We start from the raw sequence: 19,348 nt of genomic DNA, 5'->3' as shown, positions 1-19,348 counted from the left end.
AGGAATGCAAAACCCCTGTGGGAGCGAGCCTGCTCGCGAAAGCGGTTTGGCTGCGAATATCCATGTTGGATGTGACGCCCATTCGCGAGCAGGCTCGCTCCCACAGGGGATCTGTGTCATTTGAAAATCGAGGCCTGCATGTCTTTCGATCTCGCCGCACGCCTTGCTGCCCGTCGTGCCGACAACCTTTATCGCCAGCGCCCGCTGCTCGAATCGCCGCAAGGCCCGCAAGTCGTGGTCGACGGCCAACCGCTGCTCGCTTTCTGCAACAACGATTATCTGGGCCTGGCCAATCATCCGCAGGTGATCGAAGCCTGGCGCGCCGGTGCCGAGCGCTGGGGGGTCGGCGGTGGCGCGTCGCATCTGGTGATCGGCCACAGCAGCCCGCATCACGCACTGGAAGAAGCGCTCGCCGATCTGACCGGGCGCCCACGTGCGCTGCTGTTCACCACCGGCTACATGGCCAACCTCGGCGCGGTCACCGCGCTGGTCGGGCAGGGCGATACGGTGCTCGAAGACCGGCTCAATCATGCCTCGTTGCTGGACGCAGGCCTGTTGTCCGGCGCGCGTTTCAACCGCTATCTGCACAACGACGCCGAAAGCCTGGGCAAACGCCTGGAGAAAGCCACTGGCAACACACTGGTGGTGACCGATGGCGTATTCAGCATGGACGGTGACATCGCCAATTTGCCGGCACTGGCCCGCGCGGCCAAGGCCAAAGGCGCGTGGCTGATGGTCGACGATGCCCACGGCTTCGGCCCGTTGGGCGCCAACGGTGGCGGTATCGTCGAGCATTTCGGCTTGAGCCAGGACGATGTGCCGGTGCTGGTCGGCACCCTCGGCAAAGCCTTCGGCACCGCCGGGGCCTTTGTCGCTGGCAGCGAAGAGTTGATCGAAAGCCTGATCCAGTTCGCCCGCCCGTACATCTACACCACCAGCCAACCGCCGGCGCTGGCCTGCGCGACGCTGAAAAGCCTCGAGCTGTTGCGCAGTGAACACTGGCGCCGTGAGCATTTGCAGACACTGGTCCGCCAGTTCCGCCACGGCGCCGAGCAGATCGGGCTGGAGCTGATGGACAGCTTCACGCCGATCCAGCCGATCATGATCGGCGATGCCGGCCGCGCGGTGCGGCTGTCGCAAATGCTCCGCGAGCGCGGCTTGATGGTGACCGCAATTCGCCCACCGACCGTGCCGGCCGGCAGCGCGCGGTTGCGCGTCACGCTGACCGCCGCCCACAGCGAGGCGCAGGTGCAACAGTTGCTGGATGGGCTGGCAGATTGTTTCGCCCGATTGTCGTTGGAGCCAGGCCATGCGTAATCGTCTGATCCTGCTGCCCGGCTGGGGCCTCGGCGTGTCGCCGCTGGAACCGCTGGGCGCAGCATTGCGTGGCCTCGACGAACATCTGCAAGTCGAGATCGAACCGCTGCCGGAGCTGGACTCCGCTGATCTTGAAGACTGGCTCGACGAACTCGATGCGCGCATTCCGCAGGAAGTCTGGCTTGGTGGCTGGTCTCTGGGCGGCATGCTCGCCAGCGAACTGGCGGCACGACGCGGCGAGGCGTGCTGCGGGCTGCTGACGCTGGCGAGCAACCCTGCGTTTGTCGCCCATGAGCAGTGGCCGAGCGCGATGCCTGGCGAGACCTTCGATGCGTTTCTTGCCGGTTGCCAGGCCGATCCGCGTACCACGCTCAAGCGCTTCTCTCTTTTATGTGCGCAAGGTTCACCAGACCCGCGCGGCTTGTCGCGCTTGCTGCTCGCTGGCGCGCCGGCAACCGCGCCGGCCGCGCTGATGGCAGGGCTGGAGCTGCTTGCGCAACTGGACACACGCCAGGCGTTGCAGGGGTTTCGCGGCCCGCAGTTTCATCTGTTCGGCGGACAGGACGCGCTGGTCCCGGCGGAAGCGGCCGGCGCATTGTTCGCGCTATTGCCGGATATCGAAATTGGTCTGATCGAACAGGCCAGCCATGCTTTTCTGCTGGAAGACCCGCATGGAGTCGCGGGCGCGATCCAGGCTTTTCTACATGAGTGCGCTGATGACTGACCTGTCCCTTGTGCTGCCTGGGGGCTTGCCCGACAAGCGCCAGGTGGCGGCGTCTTTTTCCCGCGCTGCGGCCAGTTACGACAGTGTCGCGGAGTTTCAGCGTGACGTCGGCACGCAGCTGCTTGAGCGTTTGCCTGGGAGTTTCATGCCGTCGCGGTGGCTCGATCTCGGTTGCGGCACCGGCTATTTCACTCGCGCGCTGGCCTCGCGTTTCACCCAGGGCAGCGGTGTCGCGCTGGACATCGCCGAGGGCATGCTCAATCACGCACGGCCGCTGGGTGGCGCTGAGCATTTCATTGCCGGCGATGCCGAAAGGCTGCCGTTGCAGGACGCGAGCTTTGATCTGATTTTCTCCAGCCTTGCAGTGCAGTGGTGCGCCGACTTCGAGGCGGTGCTCAGCGAAGCCTTGCGCGTGCTTAAACCGGGCGGGATTTTTGCGTTTGCTAGTCTCTGTACAGGGACGCTGTTCGAGTTGCGTGAGAGTTGGCAGCAGGTCGACGGGCTGGTGCACGTCAATCGCTTCCGCGAGTTCGCCCGCTATGAACAGTTATGTGCCGGCAGTGGCATGCGCATTTTGGCGCTGGAGAATCAGCCGCACGTGTTGCATTACCCGGATGTGCGCAGCCTGACCCATGAGCTGAAGGCGTTGGGCGCACACAATCTGAATCCCGGCCGGCCGGGCGGTTTGACCGGACGGGCGCGGATTCTCGGGCTGATCGACGCGTACGAGCGGTTCCGTCAGGCGTCGGGGCTGCCGGCAACGTATCAGGTGGTATACGCCGTGTTGGAGAAACCTCTATGAGCGCAGCCTATTTCGTCACCGGTACCGACACCGATGTCGGCAAAACCACCGTTGCTGCCGGATTGCTCCATGCGGCGCGGTCGGCAGGCTTGAGCACGGCGGCGGGCAAACCGGTGGCATCGGGTTGCGACGTCACGCCCAAGGGCTTGCGCAATTCCGACGCCCTGGCGCTGCTGGCCGAATGTTCGTTGCCGCTGACTTATCAACAGGTCAACCCGGTGGCGTTCGAGCCAGCGATCGCTCCGCATCTGGCGGCGCGCGAAGCAGGAGTGGCGCTGACGGTGCAATCGCTGCTGGCGCCGATGCGCGGGATTCTGGCGATGAACGCCGATTTCACCCTGATCGAAGGCGCGGGCGGCTGGCGGGTGCCGTTGGCGGATCAGGACAATCTCTCGGACCTGGCGATTGCGCTGAAGCTGCCGGTGATTCTGGTGGTGGGCGTGAGGCTGGGGTGCATCAGTCATGCGTTGCTGACCGCCGAGGCGATTGCCCGCGATGGTCTGCAATTGGCGGGGTGGGTGGCGAATATCATCGATCCGAAAACTTCGCGGCTGGAGGAAAACCTCGCGACCCTGGCCGAGCGCATCCCCGCGCCGTGCTTGGGCCGGGTGCCGAAACTCAAGGCGTTGAGCGCCGAAGCGGTGGCCGAGCATTTGCAACTGGATTTGCTCGATTAAGTTTCTCGCTATGAACAGGCACTGTGCCATTAGTGTTTTTGACGGGCGTTTTGCCGGCGCGTCTGCTTCAATGGCGAGCATTGATCCTTTGCAGGGATGAGAGTGACTATGGAAATCTCCGGCAACACAGCTTTTTATGCGGGGCTGAGCTCGATTCAGTCCGGGCAGAACCGCGTCGATCAGGCCGCCAGCCAGATCGCCAACAACACTATCGAACGTTCGGTGACCAGCCAGTCGTCCGAAGTGCAGGTAAATCGCCTGCGCGGTGTGGATCGCGCACAAGAATCGGACCTGACGAGCAATATCGTCGAGCTGTCGCAGGGCAAGATCCAGGCAGAGTTGGGTGTGAAGGTGGCCAAGGCATCCGACGAAGTGCTCGGGACGATCATCGATACCTTCGCCTGATCGAATTTGTTGTAGACCCCGAAACGCCGCGCCCTGTCGCGGCGTTTTTCGTTTAAGTCCTTCTTGCTCAACTAATCTTTTTACAACGCCCGTGGCTTACGTGAAGTCGCGGCGATTTCCAGTTTCCGGCATTTGGAGAACGTGATGACGAACGGCAAAAGAACGATGCTTGACAAGATTTCGGCGTAAACGTATGTTTCAAACAACTGTTTGACCGTCACAACAACTCAACACGGTCGTTCATTCCCGGTTACATCAGCAGAGGTTTATCGCTATGCCTGACTACAAGGCCCCCTTGCGTGATATTCGCTTCGTTCGTGACGAACTGCTCGGCTACGAAGCGCACTATCAGAGCCTGCCAGCGTGCGCAGACGCCACGCCGGACATGGTTGACGCCATCCTCGAGGAAGGCGCCAAGTTTTGTGAGCAGGTACTGGCGCCGCTGAACCGCGTGGGCGACATCGAAGGCTGCACCTGGAGCGAGTCCGGCGTGAAAACCCCGACTGGCTTCAAAGAGGCGTACAAGCAATTCGTCGAAGGCGGCTGGCCAAGCCTGGCGCACGACGTCGAGCACGGCGGTCAGGGCCTGCCTGAGTCGCTGGGTCTGGCGGTGAGCGAAATGGTCGGCGAAGCCAACTGGTCTTGGGGCATGTACCTGGGTCTGTCGCACGGTGCGATGAACACCATCTCCGAGCACGGCACCCCAGAGCAGCAGGAAGCCTATCTGACCAAACTGGTCTCCGGCGAATGGACCGGCACCATGTGCCTGACCGAACCGCACTGCGGCACCGACCTGGGCATGCTGCGCACCAAGGCCGAGCCTCAGGCCGACGGTTCCTACAAAGTTTCCGGCACCAAGATCTTCATCTCGGCCGGTGAACACGACATGGCCGACAACATCGTCCACATCGTACTGGCCCGCCTGCCCGATGCACCGGCTGGCACCAAAGGCATCTCGCTGTTCATCGTTCCAAAGTTCCTGCCAAACGCCGATGGCACCATTGGCGCGCGCAACGCAGTGAGCTGCGGTTCGCTGGAACACAAGATGGGCATCCACGGCAACGCCACCTGCGTGATGAACTTCGATGGCGCCACTGGTTACCTGATCGGCCCGGCGAACAAAGGTCTGAACTGCATGTTCACCTTTATGAACACCGCTCGCCTCGGTACCGCACTGCAAGGTCTGGCTCACGCCGAAATCGGCTTCCAGGGCGGTCTGAAATACGCTCGTGATCGCCTGCAAATGCGCTCGCTGACTGGCCCGAAAGCGCCGGACAAAGCCGCTGACCCGATCATCGTCCACCCGGACGTGCGCCGTATGCTGTTGACCATGAAGGCGTTCGCCGAAGGCAACCGCGCGATGGTCTACTTCACTGCGAAGCAGGTCGACATCGTCAAATACGGCGTCGATGAAGAAGAGAAGAAGAAGGCCGACGCACTGCTGGCGTTCATGACCCCGATCGCCAAAGCGTTCATGACCGAAGTCGGTTTCGAAGCCGCCAACCACGGCGTGCAGATCTACGGCGGCCACGGTTTCATCGCCGAGTGGGGCATGGAGCAGAACGTTCGCGACAGCCGCATTTCGATGCTGTACGAAGGCACCACCGGCATCCAGGCCCTCGACCTGCTCGGCCGCAAAGTGCTGATGACTCAAGGCGAGGCTCTGAAAGGCTTCACCAAGATCGTCCACAAGTTCTGCCAGACCAACGAAGGCAACGAAGCCGTCCAGGAATTCGTCGCGCCGCTGGCTGCACTGAACAAGGAATGGGGCGAGCTGACCATGAAGGTCGGTATGGCTGCCATGAAAGATCGCGAAGAAGTCGGCGCGGCCTCCGTGGATTACCTGATGTACTCCGGTTATGCCTGCCTGGCTTACTTCTGGGCAGACATGGCACGTCTGGCTGCGGAAAAACTGGCTGCCGGCACCAGCGACGAGGCGTTCTACACCGCCAAGCTGCAAACCGCGCGCTTCTACTTCCAGCGCATCCTGCCGCGTACCCGTACGCACGTGGCCACTATGCTGTCGGGTGCTGGCAACCTGATGGACATGAAAGAAGAAGACTTCGCACTGGGCTACTAAGCCTTAACGCAGTCTGACGAAAACCGCTGCTCCCGTTAGGGGGCAGCGGTTTTTTTGTTTGTGGATCGCTCAGATAGTCGAGCTTCCGGCCGTTACAGAGACCGTGTGTGATCTGGATCACATTGTATGGGCTTGGCCGCACTTTGCAGGCACAATGCCATCTCTTTGCTATGACGGGTCGGAGCTTACCCTTGCCGCGTTCTTCCGCTGTACGTTTCAGCCATTTCCTGCCATCACTGCTGTTATTGCTTGCGGGGCTGGCGGCTGCGTACGTCAAAGACCTCAGTGTATTCTTCACGTCACTGTTCAACGTCCTGCCGACATTGGTTCTGCTCCTCGGTGGCGCGTATTGCGCGGTGTACCGACGTCAGCGCGAACTGTTTCTGATGCTGACGGTGTACATCGCCTACTTTCTGCTGGACACCCAGACAGATTTCTACCGCGACAACGGCAAGGTCCGCGAAGACGCTGCGGTGGTGTTTCATCTGGTCTGCCTGCTGCTGCCGTTGTTGTTCGGATTATTCGCCGCATGGCAGGAACGTACCCATCTGTTTCAGGACATGGTCGCGCGCTTTGCCGTGCTGCTGGCATTTGGCAGCGTGGCGCTGGGACTGGAGCAAAGTTACCCACAGGCGCTGCTGCTGTGGTTGTCGGAGATCCGCTGGCCGGCGCTGCATGGGGCATGGATGAGTCTCATCCAGTTGTCCTATCCGGTGTTCATCTCGGCCTTCCTGCTTCTGGCCTGGCAATACTGGCGCAACCCGCGCCCTTTGCACGCGGCGCAACTGGTTGGCTTGCTCGGTGTGTTCTGGATGCTGCCGAAGACCTTCATTCTGCCGTTCACCCTGAACATCATGTGCAGCCAGGTGATGCTGATGATCGCCGCCGCCGTTGCGCATGAGGCTTACCAAATGGCCTTCCGCGACGAGCTCACCGGCCTGCCGGGACGACGTGCGCTCAACGAACGTATGCAGCGACTGGGGCGCAACTATGTGCTGGCGATGAGCGACGTCGATCATTTCAAGAAATTCAACGACACCCATGGCCACGATGTCGGTGACCAGGTGCTGCGCCTGGTCGCCAGCAAACTGTCGAAAATCAGCGGTGGCGGTAGGGCGTATCGCTACGGCGGTGAGGAATTTGCCTTGGTGTTCGCAGGCAAGACCCTTGAGGAGTGCATGCCGCACCTGGAAGTGATCCGTGAATCGATTGCGTCTTACAGCATTCAGTTACGCAACCAGGAAAACCGCCCGCAGGATGATCAGCAAGGTCGCCAGCGCCGTAGCGGTTCTGGGGCTTCGGCGGTGTCGGTGACGGTGAGTATCGGCGTCGCCGAACGTGTCGAGCAGCGCACCCCTGAAGAAGTGCTCAAGTCCGCCGACCAGGCGTTGTACAGCGCCAAGGGCGCCGGGCGTAACTGCGTCATGGCGTTCGGGCAGAACCGCCGTGGCGCGGTGCGCATGGACGCTGCTGCGGGTTGAGTGATGACGGCGCATTCAGCGCCTGCACAGTGATTGTCGCGCGTGGTGGCCAGCAGTAGGTTGAACAAATCTGCTGACGGAGAAGCCACTATGCCCGAGTACAAAGCTCCCCTGCGCGACATGCGCTTTCTGATCGATCACGTCTTCGACTTCCATACCAACTACGCCAATCTCGGCGCGCATGACGCCAGCCCGGACATGATCAGCGCGATCCTCGAAGAAGGCGCGAAGTTCTGCGAGAACGTGCTGGCCCCGCTCAATCGCAGCGGCGATGAAGAGGGCTGCCATTTCGACAACGGCGTGGTGACAACGCCTACAGGCTTCAAGCAGGCCTTCGCACAATATGTCGAGGGCGGCTGGCATGGATTGGCGGCCGATCCGGCTTACGGTGGCCAAGGGTTGCCGAGTTCGCTGGGGCTGGTGATCAGCGAGATGGTCGGCTCCAGCAACACGTCCTGGGGCATGTACCCCGGCCTGACCCACGGCGCGATGTCGGCGATCCACGCCCACGGTACCGCCGAGCAGAAAGACACCTATCTGAGTAAACTCACCGCTGGCCAGTGGACCGGCACCATGTGCCTGACCGAAGCGCACTGCGGCACTGATCTGGGCATCATCAAGACCCGCGCGGTGCCACGGGCCGACGGCAGCTACGCGATCACCGGCAGCAAGATTTTCATTTCCGCCGGCGAGCATGACCTGAGCGACAACATCATCCATCTGGTCCTCGGCCAAGCTGCCGGACGCACCGGCCGGAACCAAGGGCATTTCCCTGTTTATCGTGCCCAAGTTCCTGCCCGATGCAGCAGGCGAAGCGGGAGAGCGCAATGGCGTTTCCTGCGGCTCGATCGAGCACAAGATGGGCATCAAGGCTTCAGCCACCTGCGTGCTGAATTTCGATGCCGCCACGGGTTACCTGATCGGCGAGCCGAACAAGGGCCTCAACTGCATGTTCACCATGATGAACCACGCGCGGCTTGGTACTGGCATGCAGGGTCTGTGTCTGGGCGAGGCGAGTTTTCAGGGTGCGATCAAGTACGCCAACGACCGCCTACAGATGCGCGCGCTGACCGGCGCCAAGGCCCCGGAAAAACCTGCCGATCCGATCATCGTCCACCCCGATGTGCGGCGCATGTTGCTGACCATGAAAGCCTTCAACGAAGGCAACCGCGCGCTGACCTATTTCACCGCGCAGATGCTCGACGTCGCGCACCTGAGCAGCGACGCCGAGGCGCGTCAGGAGGCCGAAGACCTGTTGGCGTTCCTCACGCCGATCTGCAAGGCCTTCATGACCGACACCGGGCTGGAAGTGACCAACCACGGCATGCAGGTGTTTGGCGGCCACGGCTTCATTCGTGAGTGGGGCATGGAGCAACTGGTGCGCGATTGCCGGATTGCGCCGATCTACGAAGGCACCAATGGCATTCAGGCGCTGGACCTGCTCGGGCGCAAGGTGCTGGGCAGTCAGGGCAAGCTGCTGCGCGGCTTTACCAAAATCGTCCACAAGTTCTGCGCAGCGAACGCCGACCACGCGCAATTGGGCCGCTTCGTCGCGCAACTCAACGGGCTCAACGAACAGTGGGGCGACCTGACCATGAAGGTCGGCATGGCGGCCATGAAGAACCCGGACGAAGTCGGCGCCGCATCGGTGGATTACCTGATGTACAGCGGATACATCATCCTGGGCTACCTGTGGCTGCGCATGGCGTTGGTGGCCCAGGCACAGCTGGAGGCGGGCGAGGGTGAGGCTGATTTCCTCAAGGGCAAACTGGCGACGTGCGAGTTCTACTTCAAGCGCTTGCTGCCGCGTACGGCTGCGCATCAGGCGGCGATCGAGGCGGGGAGTGATTGTTTGATGAATTTGCCGGCGCAGGCGTTTGCTTTGTAGGGCAGATCGAAAGATCGCGGCGATCTTTTTCCGGTGACCAGAAATAACAAATCAGTCACCGGTTGACCCTATGTGTCGCAAAAGTTGTTGAGGTACACTCCGGATCAACGAAAACATCATTCCACGAACCACCTGTTTAGATCTTGCGAGGTTTGCCATGGCTGACTACAAAGCGCCGCTGCGCGATATGCGCTTCGTCCTCAATGAAGTGTTCGAAGTCGCCAAACTCTGGGCCGAGCTGCCGGCGCTGGCCGAGACCGTCGACGCCGAAACCGTTGAAGCGATTCTCGAAGAGGCCGGCAAGGTCACCAGCAAAAGCATCGCGCCACTGAGCCGTGCCGCTGACGAGGAAGGTTGCCATTGGGCGGACGGTGCCGTCACCACGCCGGCCGGTTTCCCACAGGCCTATCAGACTTATGCTGAAGGCGGTTGGGTCGGTGTTGGCGGCGATCCGGCCTACGGCGGCATGGGCATGCCCAAAGCCGTGTCGGCGCAGGTCGAAGAAATGGTCAACTCCGCCAGCCTCGCGTTCGGTCTGTATCCGATGCTGACCGCCGGCGCCTGCCTGTCGATCAATGCCCACGCCAGTGAAGAACTGAAAGCTGCGTACCTGCCGAACATGTACGCCGGCATCTGGGCCGGTTCCATGTGCCTGACCGAGCCGCACGCCGGCACCGATCTGGGGATCATTCGCACCAAAGCCGAACCTCAGGCCGATGGTTCCTACAAGGTCAGCGGCACCAAGATCTTCATCACCGGCGGCGAGCACGACCTCACCGAAAACATCATTCACCTGGTACTGGCCAAGCTGCCGGACGCGCCGGCCGGTCCAAAAGGTATTTCGCTGTTCCTGGTGCCGAAGTTCATGGTCAATGCCGACGGCAGCCTCGGTGCGCGTAACCCGGCCAACTGCGGTTCGATCGAGCACAAGATGGGCATTCAGGCCTCGGCGACCTGCGTGATGAACTTCGACGAAGCCGTGGGTTATCTGGTCGGCGAGCCGAACAAAGGCCTGGCGGCGATGTTCACCATGATGAACTACGAGCGCCTGGGTGTTGGTATTCAAGGCCTGGCCACGGGCGAGCGCTCTTATCAGAACGCTGTTGAATACGCGCGCGATCGTCTGCAGAGTCGTTCGCCGACCGGTGCGCAGAACAAGGACAAAGTCGCCGACCCGATCATCGTCCATCCGGACGTGCGACGCATGCTGCTGACCATGAAAGCCTCGAACGAAGGCGGCCGTGCGTTCTCCACGTATGTGGCGATGCAACTGGACACCGCCAAGTTCAGTGAAGACGCGACCACCCGCAAGCGCGCGGAAGATCTGGTGGCGTTGCTGACGCCGGTAGCGAAAGCCTTTCTGACCGACCTGGGTCTGGAAACCACTGTCCACGGCCAGCAGATTTTCGGCGGCCACGGCTACATCCGCGAGTGGGGCCAGGAGCAACTGGTGCGTGACGTGCGCATCACCCAGATCTACGAAGGCACCAACGGTATTCAGGCGCTGGACCTGGTCGGGCGCAAGATCGTTGGCAGTGGCGGCGCGTTCTACCAGCTGTTCGCTGACGAGATCCGCCATTTCACCGCAACCGCCAGTGCTGATCTGGGCGAGTTCACCAAGCCGTTGAACGATGCCGTCGACACCCTCGACGAGTTGACCGCGTGGCTGCTGGACCGGGCGAAAAACAATCCGAACGAAATCGGCGCGGCCTCGGTCGAATATTTGCAAGCGTTCGGCTACACCGCTTACGCCTACATGTGGGCGTTGATGGCCAAAGCCGCGCTGGGCAAGGAAGCGCAGGAGGATTTCTACGCGAGCAAGCTGGGCACCGCGCGCTTCTATTTCGCCCGTCTGCTGCCGCGTATCCACTCGTTGAGCGCGTCGGTCAAGGCCGGTAGCGAGTCGCTGTTCCTGCTGGATGCGGCACAGTTTTGATCCTGTAGACGTCATGTAAGCATTTGCTTACGTGACGTGCTGCTGTTCTCCCATATCCGTATATTGGATCCACGGCTAATCTACATTTCATGGACGTCGCGCAGGAAGCGCAAAGTAAACAACACGGACACGTAGGATTCTGCCAGGGTGGCGGAGTGAAATGGATGTCAGGGAAACAGTCTGCAAAGCCCCGCTTCGGCGGGGTTTTCTTTTGCCTGAAGAAAAGTTTCAGGCGAGCGGATCAAGGGGCGGCTTCGTTTCGCGGTCGATCACCTCTTCAAGCAATGTCCGCAGCAATGCCAACGAGGCCTGCTGGCGTTGCACATCACGGCACACCAGGCCAACTTGCAACGGCACCCGTGGTTCGCTCAGCGGTTTCCATAGCAGATCTTCATCGTCATATTCCTTTTGCGAACGTCCCGGCAGCACCGTTGCCAGCCTGGTGTGCGGCAGGCTGTCGAGAATCCCCAGCATAGTGTTCAGCTCGGCCTGCACCTGCGGGCGTCGTCCGAGGCTGGTCAGTTGTGCCTGCCAGATCTGTCGGATCTGGAACTCTTCGCCGAGCAGCAACATGGGCAGCTCTGCAGCCTGGCGCATCGAGACCTTCTTGAACTCGCGCAAGGGATGGTCCGCCGGGATCACCAGCGTCAGTTCGTCTTCATACAGCAACACCCCGTGCAGACCGGGTTGGCGCGGCGGCAGATAGCTGATGCCGATGTCCAGCGAACCATTGAGCAGACGCCGCTCGATTTCCAGCCCCGTAAGTTCATAGATCTGCACCACCAGATGCGGCTGCGCCTTGCGCACACGCTCGAGCATTTGCGGCACGAGGCTGGTGTGCACCGTTTGCAACACACCGATCGCCAGGGTGCGCAACGCCTGCCCCTTGAAATTACCCAATGCCTCGCGTGCCCGCTGCAAGCCATCGAGCAATGGCAACGCGTGGTTGTACAGCGTATGCGCAGCGAGGGTCGGCAGCAGGCGTTTACTGCTGCGTTCGAACAAGGTGACGTCGAGATTCTGCTCCAACTGACGGATCTGTTGCGACAGCGCCGGTTGCGAGATCGACAAGCGCTCAGCCGCACGGCCGACATGGCCTTCTTCGTAGACCGCGACGAAATAACGCAGTTGTTTGAAATCCATAAGTAGCGCTTATCGAAATGGCTGAAAAATCGAAATGGCCTGAAGCCGTTTGCGCGCCTAGTCTAACCGCATTCACAAGGCTTGCAGGGCCAGAAAGCGTGACGAATTCAATTTGCTTCGTTCGTGATTACATAGGCAGTTCAAAAACCTCCAGCGAGGTTTTTCCGCATGAATCTGTTCAGTTTGCGGCGCCAGACGCCGAGTCTGGATGACCTCTGCTTCGAGGCGGGGCCATCCGCTATGACCGACCATCTCAATGCCCAACGCCTGATGCCCAGCGTCGATCGGCCGCAACAAGTGTTCGTTCGCGGCCAGGGTTCATGGCTATGGGACAGCAACGATCGCGCCTACCTCGACTTTTCCCAGGCCGGCGGCGCCAACAGCCTTGGCCACAGCCCCACGGCGCTGGTCAAAGCCATCGCCAATCAGGCCCAGGCGCTGATCAATCCAGGCTGCAATCTGCACAATCGCGGCATGCTCAGCCTCGCCGAGCGTCTGTGCGCCAGCACGTCCAGCGAACAGGCGTATCTGCTCAACAGTGGCAGCGAGGCTTGTGAGGCGGCGATCAAACTGGCGCGCAAATGGGGGCAGCTGCATCGCGGCGGCGCCTCGCGGATCATCATGGCTGAGCAGGGTTGTCATGGCCGCAGTCTGGCGACGATTGATCGAGTGCCATTCAACGACCTGCCGGCGCTGCATGCGGCGGTGGACGCGCAGACCGTGGCGATCATGCTGGAGCCGATCCAGAGCGACGCCGGGGTCATTCCGGCGACCGAGCATTACCTCAAAGGGGTCGAGCGACTGTGTCGTGACCTGGGCATTCTGCTGATTCTCGACGAAGTGCAGACCGGTATCGGCCGCTGCGGCAGCTTGCTCGCCGAACAGTCCTACGGCATTCGCGCCGATATCGTCGTGCTCGGCAAAGGCCTTGGCGGCGGCTTGCCATTGGCGGCTTTGCTGGCGCGGGGCACGGCCTGCTGTTTCGGCGTTGGCGAATTGTGCGGCACTCATCACGGTAATGCACTAATGACGGCGGCCGGTCTGGTAGTGCTCGACAGCATCCATGACCGCAGCTTTCTCCAGCAGGTTAACGACAGCGGCCAGCATTTGCGCGAAGGCCTTGCGCGACTGGCGCACCGCTACCGCCACGGCGAGTTGCGCGGCCAAGGCCTGTTTTACGGGTTGACGCTGTCCGAGGAATGCGCCGACGCCGTCGTCCATGCCGCACTTCACGAAGGCCTGATATTGAACGCCGCGCAGCCTGACTGCCTGCGCTTCACCCCGGCCCTCACTGTCAGCAAAGCCAACATCGACGAAATGCTTCTGCGCTTGGGCCGCGCCTTCTCGCGAGTGCGCACCGCCCAAGTGCAATGTCGCAAGGGCATTGCCGTGTGAGCTGAGCAGCCCCAACCGATTACTCGAACCGTCTCGCGGTATAACGCACGCCCCACGCCTGATTCTTTTGGCGTGGGGCGTTTTTTTGTGGTGCTGGCGATCAAATAGCAAGCGTAATGAACCCTGACGAACGGCGCAGGTCGATTAGCTTGTATGGCTCAAGTGAGCCAACCCCCATTCAGGAGCTGCCCCATGGATTTCATTCGTATCATCATCGCTATTCTGTTGCCGCCACTGGGCGTGTTTCTGCAGGTCGGGTTTGGCGGGGCGTTCTGGCTGAACATTCTGCTGACGCTGTGCGGCTACATTCCAGGGATCGTGCATGCGGTGTATATCATCGCCAAGCGTTGAGTCCAGTGGCGTCTGATCAATAGCTATCGCGGGCAAGCCCGCTCCCACAGTGTTATGAGTGATCACAATTTTTGTGTACACCAAATAACCTGTGGGAGCGGGCTTGCCCGCGATTGGAGCTACGCAGTCTCAAAGTGAGGGCTCAGTCAGTTAGCCCCATCACCCGCCGATAAAACGTCCACTCCTGCTCCAGCGCATGTGCCTGGTTGGCCGCGCGGCGGAAGCCGTGCCGTTCGTCAGGGTAGTAATGCGCTTGGACCGGGACGCCGTTGTGCTCCAGCGCCGCGACCATGTCGCGGGTCTGTTGCGGCACGACCACCGCGTCCAGTTCACCTTGAAAGAAAATCACCGGCACGCGAATGTTGTCTGCGTGCAGCAGTGGCGTGCGGGAGGCATAGCGTTCGGCATCTCCTTCGGGATCGCCGATCAGCCAATCCAGATAATCGCCCTCGAACTTGTGCGTGGCCCGGGCCAGCGCGACCGGGTCGCTGACGCCATAGAGGCTGGCGCCCGCGCGGAAAACCTGCCTGAACGCCAGTGCACACAATGTGGTGTAACCACCTGCACTGCCACCGCGAATGAACGCGCGGTCGCCATCGATCAAACCTTGGTCAGCGAGATAAGTCACCACCGCGCAGGCATCCTCGACATCCACCTCGCCCCAGCGCAGATGCAGCGCTTGCCGATATTCGCGACCATAGCCACTGCTGCCGCGATAGTTGAGGTCGGCGACAGCAAAGCCGCGCTGGGTCCAGTACTGGATACGCGGATCGAGGATCGGATAGCACGCCGATGTCGGGCCGCCGTGGATAAACACCACCAGCGGAGGTTTCGCTTCACCGCTCATGGCCGGGTAAAAGAAACCGTGCGCCTCGCCGGAGCCGCTCGGATAACGCAAGGTCTGCGGACGGCTGATGCGTTCGGCAGGCAATGGAGCCACGCCGCCAGCGAGGATTTTCACGGCATGCGACACACGATCAATGGCGATCACTGCCGACGGGCTGGTCGGCGATGCAGCGATGCAATAGATGAATTGTTGATCCATCGCCAAGTGGCGGAAGCGGCTGTAGTCACCGCTGAAATCTTCACTTCCAAGGGCCAGGCGACCGAAACCACCCTCGCTCCAACTGGCTAAAAATTGATCACCGACAGGCAGCCACGTGCAGCCGCCTAGCTGCCACGGCGCGGGCGCGTGATCGGCCTCGGCACTCGGTAGCGCGTGCAAGCCATCAGACGTTTCGCCCCACGGCTGCCAGTAGCCGCCACGGTCCGTCAGGCAACAGAGCCGCCCATCAGCGTCGAATCGCGGCTGCTGGATCGACTCCTCCATCTGCTCACCGGCAGCACAGCGAGGCGCAGAAAAATCGCCTTGCGCGACCATCAACCGGGTCGAGGTCCACGGCTGATGCGGGCGACTCCACTCGATCCACGCCAGCCGCTGGCCATCGGGGCTGAGCGTTGGCGACGCATAGAAATCCGCACCTTCGGCCAGCACCTGTCGCGTACCGGTCGCCAGATCGATCGCCACCAGGCGATGTCGATCCTGCTGCTCTTCGACCGCCAACACCCGGCCAGCGGCGAATTGCAGATCGCCGTAGCGGCAGTCAGTCGACGTCAGCGCGACCGGCTCGCCATCCAGCGCCTGCCGATACATCTGCTGATCCGCTTCATTGACGAAAACCACCCCGTCAGGCGTCAGACAAAACGCACCACCGCCATATTCGTACACGCGGCTACGCACGCTGAAGCCGTCCGGCGTCAGACTTTTCGCTGCGCCATCGCGCCAATGCCAGATCCGGCATGCGGCATCCTCGGGGCGGTATTCATTCCAGAACACACCATGGGCGCCGAGCTGCAGTTCGGCGAAGTCGGTTCCGGCGGCGACGGCCTGGGCGGCGCTGAAAGGCTCAGCCCTTGGCGATGAGGCGTGAGTTTCGTTCATTGCGAAAGGCCAATTGTTCGATGGTTTGAGTGGCGGTCTCGGCTTCTTCGCGGGCCTTGAGGATCACGCCGTGATGTTCGGACTTGCTGCACACCGGGTCGGCATTACTGGCGTCGCCGGTGAGCATGAACGCCTGGCAGCGGCAGCCGCCGAAGTCTTTTTCTTTCTCGTCGCAAGAGCGGCACGGCTCGGGCATCCAGTCGTAATCGCGAAAACGGTTGAAGCCGAACGAGTCATACCAGATGTGTTGCATGCTGTGATCGCGCACGTTGGGAAACTGCACCGGCATCTGGCGGGCACCATGGCAGGGCAGGGCGGTGCCGTCCGGGGTGACGGTCAGGAAGATGCTGCCCCAGCCGTTCATGCAGGCTTTCGGGCGTTCTTCGTAATAGTCCGGAGTGACGAAAATCAGCTTGCACGGATGCCCTTCGGCTTCCAGCCTGGCCCGGTATTCGTTGGTGATGCGTTCGGCGCGCACCAGTTGCACCTTGGTCGGCAGCAGGCCAACACGGTTGAGCTGCGCCCAGCCGTAGAACTGGCAAGTGGCGAGTTCGACGAAGTCGGCCTCCAGCGCAATGCACAGTTCGATAATGCGGTCGATCTTGTCGATGTTGTGCCGATGGGTGACGAAGTTCAGCACCATCGGATAACCGTGGGCCTTGACTGCGCGAGCCATTTCCAGCTTTTGCGCAAAGGCCTTTTTCGAACCGGCGAGCAGGTTGTTCACTTGCTCGTCGCTGGCCTGAAAACTGATCTGGATGTGATCGAGCCCGGCCTTTTTGAAGTCGCTGATTTTCTGCTCGGTCAGGCCAATGCCGGAGGTGATCAGGTTGGTGTAGAAACCCAGCTGCCGCGCTTCATGGATCAGTTCGGCCAAGTCCTGACGCACCAGCGGTTCGCCCCCGGAAAAGCCCAATTGCGCCGCGCCCATCTCCCGCGCTTCGCGGAACACCTTGATCCATTGCTCGGTGGTCAGCTCTTTGCCCTGCTCGGCGAAATCCAGTGGGTTCGAGCAATACGGGCATTGCAGCGGGCAGCGGTAGGTCAGCTCGGCGAGCAACCAAAGGGGCAGGCCGACTTCAGGTTTCGGCGGTACTTGCACTGACGAATCAGGCAAGTTCGATCCAGTGCTGCGCACGGGCAACCTCCATGAATTGCTCGATGTCGTCACCGAGCTCGGGCACGCCGGGGAACTGCTCGTCGAGTTTGGCAATGATCGCCGCGACATCGCGTTCACTATCAATCAAGCCGCCGATCAGTGCGGCGCTGTCGTTGAGTTTGATCATGCCTTCAGGGTAGAGCAGCACGTGACCCTTTTGCGCCGGCTCGTATTGGAAGCGATAGCCCGGGCGCCAGCTCGGCACTTTGCTGCGGTCGAAACTCATAAGATGATTCCTTTATGCCAGACCCGTTGTTCGGTCACGCTGTGATACGGCGGACGGTTCAGTTCGTAGGCCATGCTCATGGCATCGAGCATGCTCCAAAGAATGTCCAGTTTGAACTGGAGAATTTCCAGCATGCGCTCCTGGCCTTCGCGGGTCTTGTAGTGCTCGAGGGTGATCGCCAGCCCATGTTCGACGTCACGCCGCGCCTGACCGAGGCGGGTGCGGAAATATTCATAACCGGCCGGGTCGATCCATGGGTAATGCTGCGGCCAACTGTCCAGACGCGACTGGTGGATCTGCGGCGCGAACAGTTCGGTCAGCGAGCTGCTGGCGGCCTCCTGCCAACTGGCGCGACGGGCGAAGTTGACGTAGGCATCGACGGCGAAACGCACGCCGGGCAGCACCAGTTCCTGGGAGCGCAATTGGTCCGGGTCGAGGCCAACAGCCTGGCCCAGACGCAGCCAGGCTTCGATGCCGCCATCTTCACCGGGTGCGCCGTCGTGGTCGAGCAGGCGCTGAATCCACTCGCGGCGGATTTCCCGATCCGGGCAATTGGCGAGGATCGCTGCGTCCTTCAGGGGAATGTTCACCTGATAGTAGAAGCGGTTGGCGACCCAGCCCTGAATCTGCTCGCGGGTCGCACGGCCTTCGTACATCGCCACGTGGTAAGGGTGGTAGATGTGGTAGTAGGCGCCCTTGGCGCGCAGGGCCGCTTCGAATTCGGCGGGGGACAGCGGGGTGTCGGTCATGTCTGTTCTCCGGGAACAACCCCGGAAATCTCTGGTGTCTGTGCTGGCCTCTTCGCGAGCAGGCTCGCTCCCACAGTTGATCGCATTCCATTGTAGGAGTGAGCCTGCTCGCGATAGACCGCGCAGCGGTCTCGATTGCTTAAAGCACGATACTCATGCCATCAAACGCTACTTCAACGTCACGCCGCGCCAGTTCGGCACGCTCCGGCGAATCCTCGTCGAGGATCGGGTTGGTGTTGTTGATGTGGATAAGCACCTTGCGTTGCTCGGGCAACTGCTCCAGCACTTCGAGCATGCCGCCGGGCCCGTTCTGCGCCAGATGGCCCATCTCGCGACCGGTGCGGGTGCCGACGCCACGGCGCTGCATTTCATCGTCATCCCACAGCGTGCCGTCGACCAGCAGGCAATCGCTGCCCGCCATGATTTCCAGCAACGGCGCATCGACCTTGCCCAGTCCCGGCGCGTAGAACAGCTTGCCGCCAGTGTTGAGGTCTTCAACGATCAAACCGATGTTGTCGCCCGGATGCGGATCGAAACGGTGCGGTGAATACGGCGGCGCGGCGCTGCGCAACGGCAACGGGGTGAAACGCAGATTCGGGCAGGCGGCTACGGTGAAGCTCTGGTCGAGCTCGATACGGTTCCAGTCCAGCCCGCCGTTCCAGTGGGTGAGCATCTTGAACAGGGGAAAACCGGTGCTCAGGTCTTCGTGAACCATGTCCGTGCACCACACCTGATGCGGGCAGCCTTCGCGCAGACTGAGCAGGCCGGTGGTGTGGTCGATCTGGCTGTCCATCAGGATGATCGCGCTGATGCCGGTGTCGCGCAGCGCCCGGCCCGGTTGCATCGGGGCGAAGCTTTGCAGTTGCGCGCGGATGTCCGGCGAGGCATTGCACAACACCCAGTTCACGCCGTCATCGGAAATGGCGATGGACGATTGGGTGCGGGCCTTGGCGTTCAGGCTGCCGTCGCGAAAACCTGCGCAGTTGACGCAGTTGCAGTTCCACTGCGGAAAACCGCCACCGGCGGCCGAACCCAGAATCTGGACGAACATGAACGCTCCATCATTTCAACGC

16 protein-coding genes and 1 pseudogene are annotated in these 19,348 nt (G+C 61.3%); 11 read left to right on the top strand and 6 right to left on the bottom strand.

Going from position 1 to position 19,348, the window contains the following annotated elements; translation table 11 throughout:
• Nucleotides 1–138: 138 nt before the first annotated feature.
• The 9 genes and pseudogenes from bioF to AB4O12_RS19065 all read left to right on the top strand — a co-directional run bounded on the left by bioF (nt 139) and on the right by AB4O12_RS19065 (nt 11,310).
• A complete protein-coding gene (bioF, locus tag AB4O12_RS19105; RefSeq protein ID WP_460059489.1) occupies nt 139–1,317 on the top strand; it encodes an 8-amino-7-oxononanoate synthase in 1,179 nt (392 codons plus the stop codon).
• Nucleotides 1,310–2,041 (top strand): alpha/beta fold hydrolase, encoded by a 732-nt coding sequence (locus AB4O12_RS19100; protein ID WP_460059487.1) that lies wholly within the window; start codon nt 1,310–1,312, stop codon nt 2,039–2,041. The genes bioF and AB4O12_RS19100 overlap by 8 nt, the downstream gene beginning before the upstream one ends.
• Entirely contained in the window at nt 2,034–2,843 is an 810-nt protein-coding gene (gene bioC, locus AB4O12_RS19095; RefSeq protein ID WP_252882778.1) for a malonyl-ACP O-methyltransferase BioC, read from the top strand. Before AB4O12_RS19100 ends, bioC begins: the two co-directional genes overlap by 8 nt.
• The gene (bioD, locus tag AB4O12_RS19090; protein ID WP_041476721.1) at nt 2,840–3,520 is read left to right on the top strand and encodes a dethiobiotin synthase; all 681 of its coding nucleotides are present in this window, start codon (nt 2,840–2,842) and stop codon (nt 3,518–3,520) included. The genes bioC and bioD overlap by 4 nt, the downstream gene beginning before the upstream one ends.
• Nucleotides 3,521–3,628: 108 nt before the next feature.
• The gene (locus AB4O12_RS19085) at nt 3,629–3,925 is read left to right on the top strand and encodes a pyrroloquinoline quinone biosynthesis protein PqqE (protein WP_071173831.1); all 297 of its coding nucleotides are present in this window, start codon (nt 3,629–3,631) and stop codon (nt 3,923–3,925) included.
• A 274-nt stretch (nt 3,926–4,199) separates the two neighbouring features.
• A complete protein-coding gene (locus tag AB4O12_RS19080; protein ID WP_460059484.1) occupies nt 4,200–6,005 on the top strand; it encodes a phenylacyl-CoA dehydrogenase in 1,806 nt (601 codons plus the stop codon).
• Between the two features lie 191 nt (nt 6,006–6,196).
• Entirely contained in the window at nt 6,197–7,486 is a 1,290-nt protein-coding gene (locus AB4O12_RS19075; RefSeq protein ID WP_039757672.1) for a GGDEF domain-containing protein, read from the top strand.
• 90 nt (nt 7,487–7,576) lie between these two features.
• Nucleotides 7,577–9,374 (top strand): annotated as a pseudogene (locus AB4O12_RS19070) (acyl-CoA dehydrogenase C-terminal domain-containing protein).
• Between the two features lie 157 nt (nt 9,375–9,531).
• Nucleotides 9,532–11,310, top strand: a complete 1,779-nt coding sequence (locus AB4O12_RS19065) for an acyl-CoA dehydrogenase C-terminal domain-containing protein (protein WP_041476717.1) — start codon at nt 9,532–9,534, stop codon at nt 11,308–11,310.
• A gap of 228 nt (nt 11,311–11,538) precedes the next feature.
• Here the strand turns inward: AB4O12_RS19065 and AB4O12_RS19060 are convergent, their stop codons facing one another.
• The gene (locus AB4O12_RS19060) at nt 11,539–12,453 is read right to left on the bottom strand and encodes a LysR family transcriptional regulator (RefSeq protein ID WP_460059481.1); all 915 of its coding nucleotides are present in this window, start codon (nt 12,451–12,453) and stop codon (nt 11,539–11,541) included.
• 168 nt (nt 12,454–12,621) lie between these two features.
• On the opposite strand from AB4O12_RS19060, the gene AB4O12_RS19055 reads away from it, so the two are divergent.
• Together AB4O12_RS19055 and AB4O12_RS19050 are read left to right on the top strand one after the other, a co-directional pair.
• Entirely contained in the window at nt 12,622–13,848 is a 1,227-nt protein-coding gene (locus tag AB4O12_RS19055; RefSeq protein ID WP_460059479.1) for an aspartate aminotransferase family protein, read from the top strand.
• 192 nt (nt 13,849–14,040) lie between these two features.
• Nucleotides 14,041–14,199: a YqaE/Pmp3 family membrane protein gene (locus AB4O12_RS19050; RefSeq protein WP_003228885.1), complete on the top strand. Its 159-nt coding sequence runs from the start codon at nt 14,041–14,043 to the stop codon at nt 14,197–14,199.
• A gap of 142 nt (nt 14,200–14,341) precedes the next feature.
• Here the strand turns inward: AB4O12_RS19050 and AB4O12_RS19045 are convergent, their stop codons facing one another.
• The 5 genes from AB4O12_RS19045 to pqqB form a co-directional block, all read right to left on the bottom strand.
• Nucleotides 14,342–16,141 carry a S9 family peptidase gene (locus AB4O12_RS19045; RefSeq protein ID WP_460059477.1) on the bottom strand — a complete coding sequence of 600 codons (1,800 nt, stop codon included), beginning with the start codon at nt 16,139–16,141 and terminating at the stop codon, nt 14,342–14,344.
• A complete protein-coding gene (gene pqqE / locus AB4O12_RS19040; RefSeq protein ID WP_460059475.1) occupies nt 16,107–17,279 on the bottom strand; it encodes a pyrroloquinoline quinone biosynthesis protein PqqE in 1,173 nt (390 codons plus the stop codon). Before pqqE ends, AB4O12_RS19045 begins: the two co-directional genes overlap by 35 nt.
• The gene (gene pqqD, locus AB4O12_RS19035; protein ID WP_460059473.1) at nt 17,251–17,526 is read right to left on the bottom strand and encodes a pyrroloquinoline quinone biosynthesis peptide chaperone PqqD; all 276 of its coding nucleotides are present in this window, start codon (nt 17,524–17,526) and stop codon (nt 17,251–17,253) included. The genes pqqE and pqqD overlap by 29 nt, the downstream gene beginning before the upstream one ends.
• Nucleotides 17,523–18,275, bottom strand: coding sequence for a pyrroloquinoline-quinone synthase PqqC (pqqC, locus tag AB4O12_RS19030; RefSeq protein ID WP_039757691.1), 753 nt, complete (start codon nt 18,273–18,275; stop codon nt 17,523–17,525). The genes pqqD and pqqC overlap by 4 nt, the downstream gene beginning before the upstream one ends.
• A 139-nt stretch (nt 18,276–18,414) precedes the next feature.
• Nucleotides 18,415–19,326 carry a pyrroloquinoline quinone biosynthesis protein PqqB gene (gene pqqB / locus AB4O12_RS19025; protein WP_252877004.1) on the bottom strand — a complete coding sequence of 304 codons (912 nt, stop codon included), beginning with the start codon at nt 19,324–19,326 and terminating at the stop codon, nt 18,415–18,417.
• Nucleotides 19,327–19,348: the final 22 nt, after the last annotated feature.

Source organism: Pseudomonas sp. S2_A05 (genome assembly GCF_054668485.1).
The sequence above is the reverse complement of the archived record's forward strand: the minus strand, read 5'-3'. Positions and strand labels throughout refer to the sequence as shown.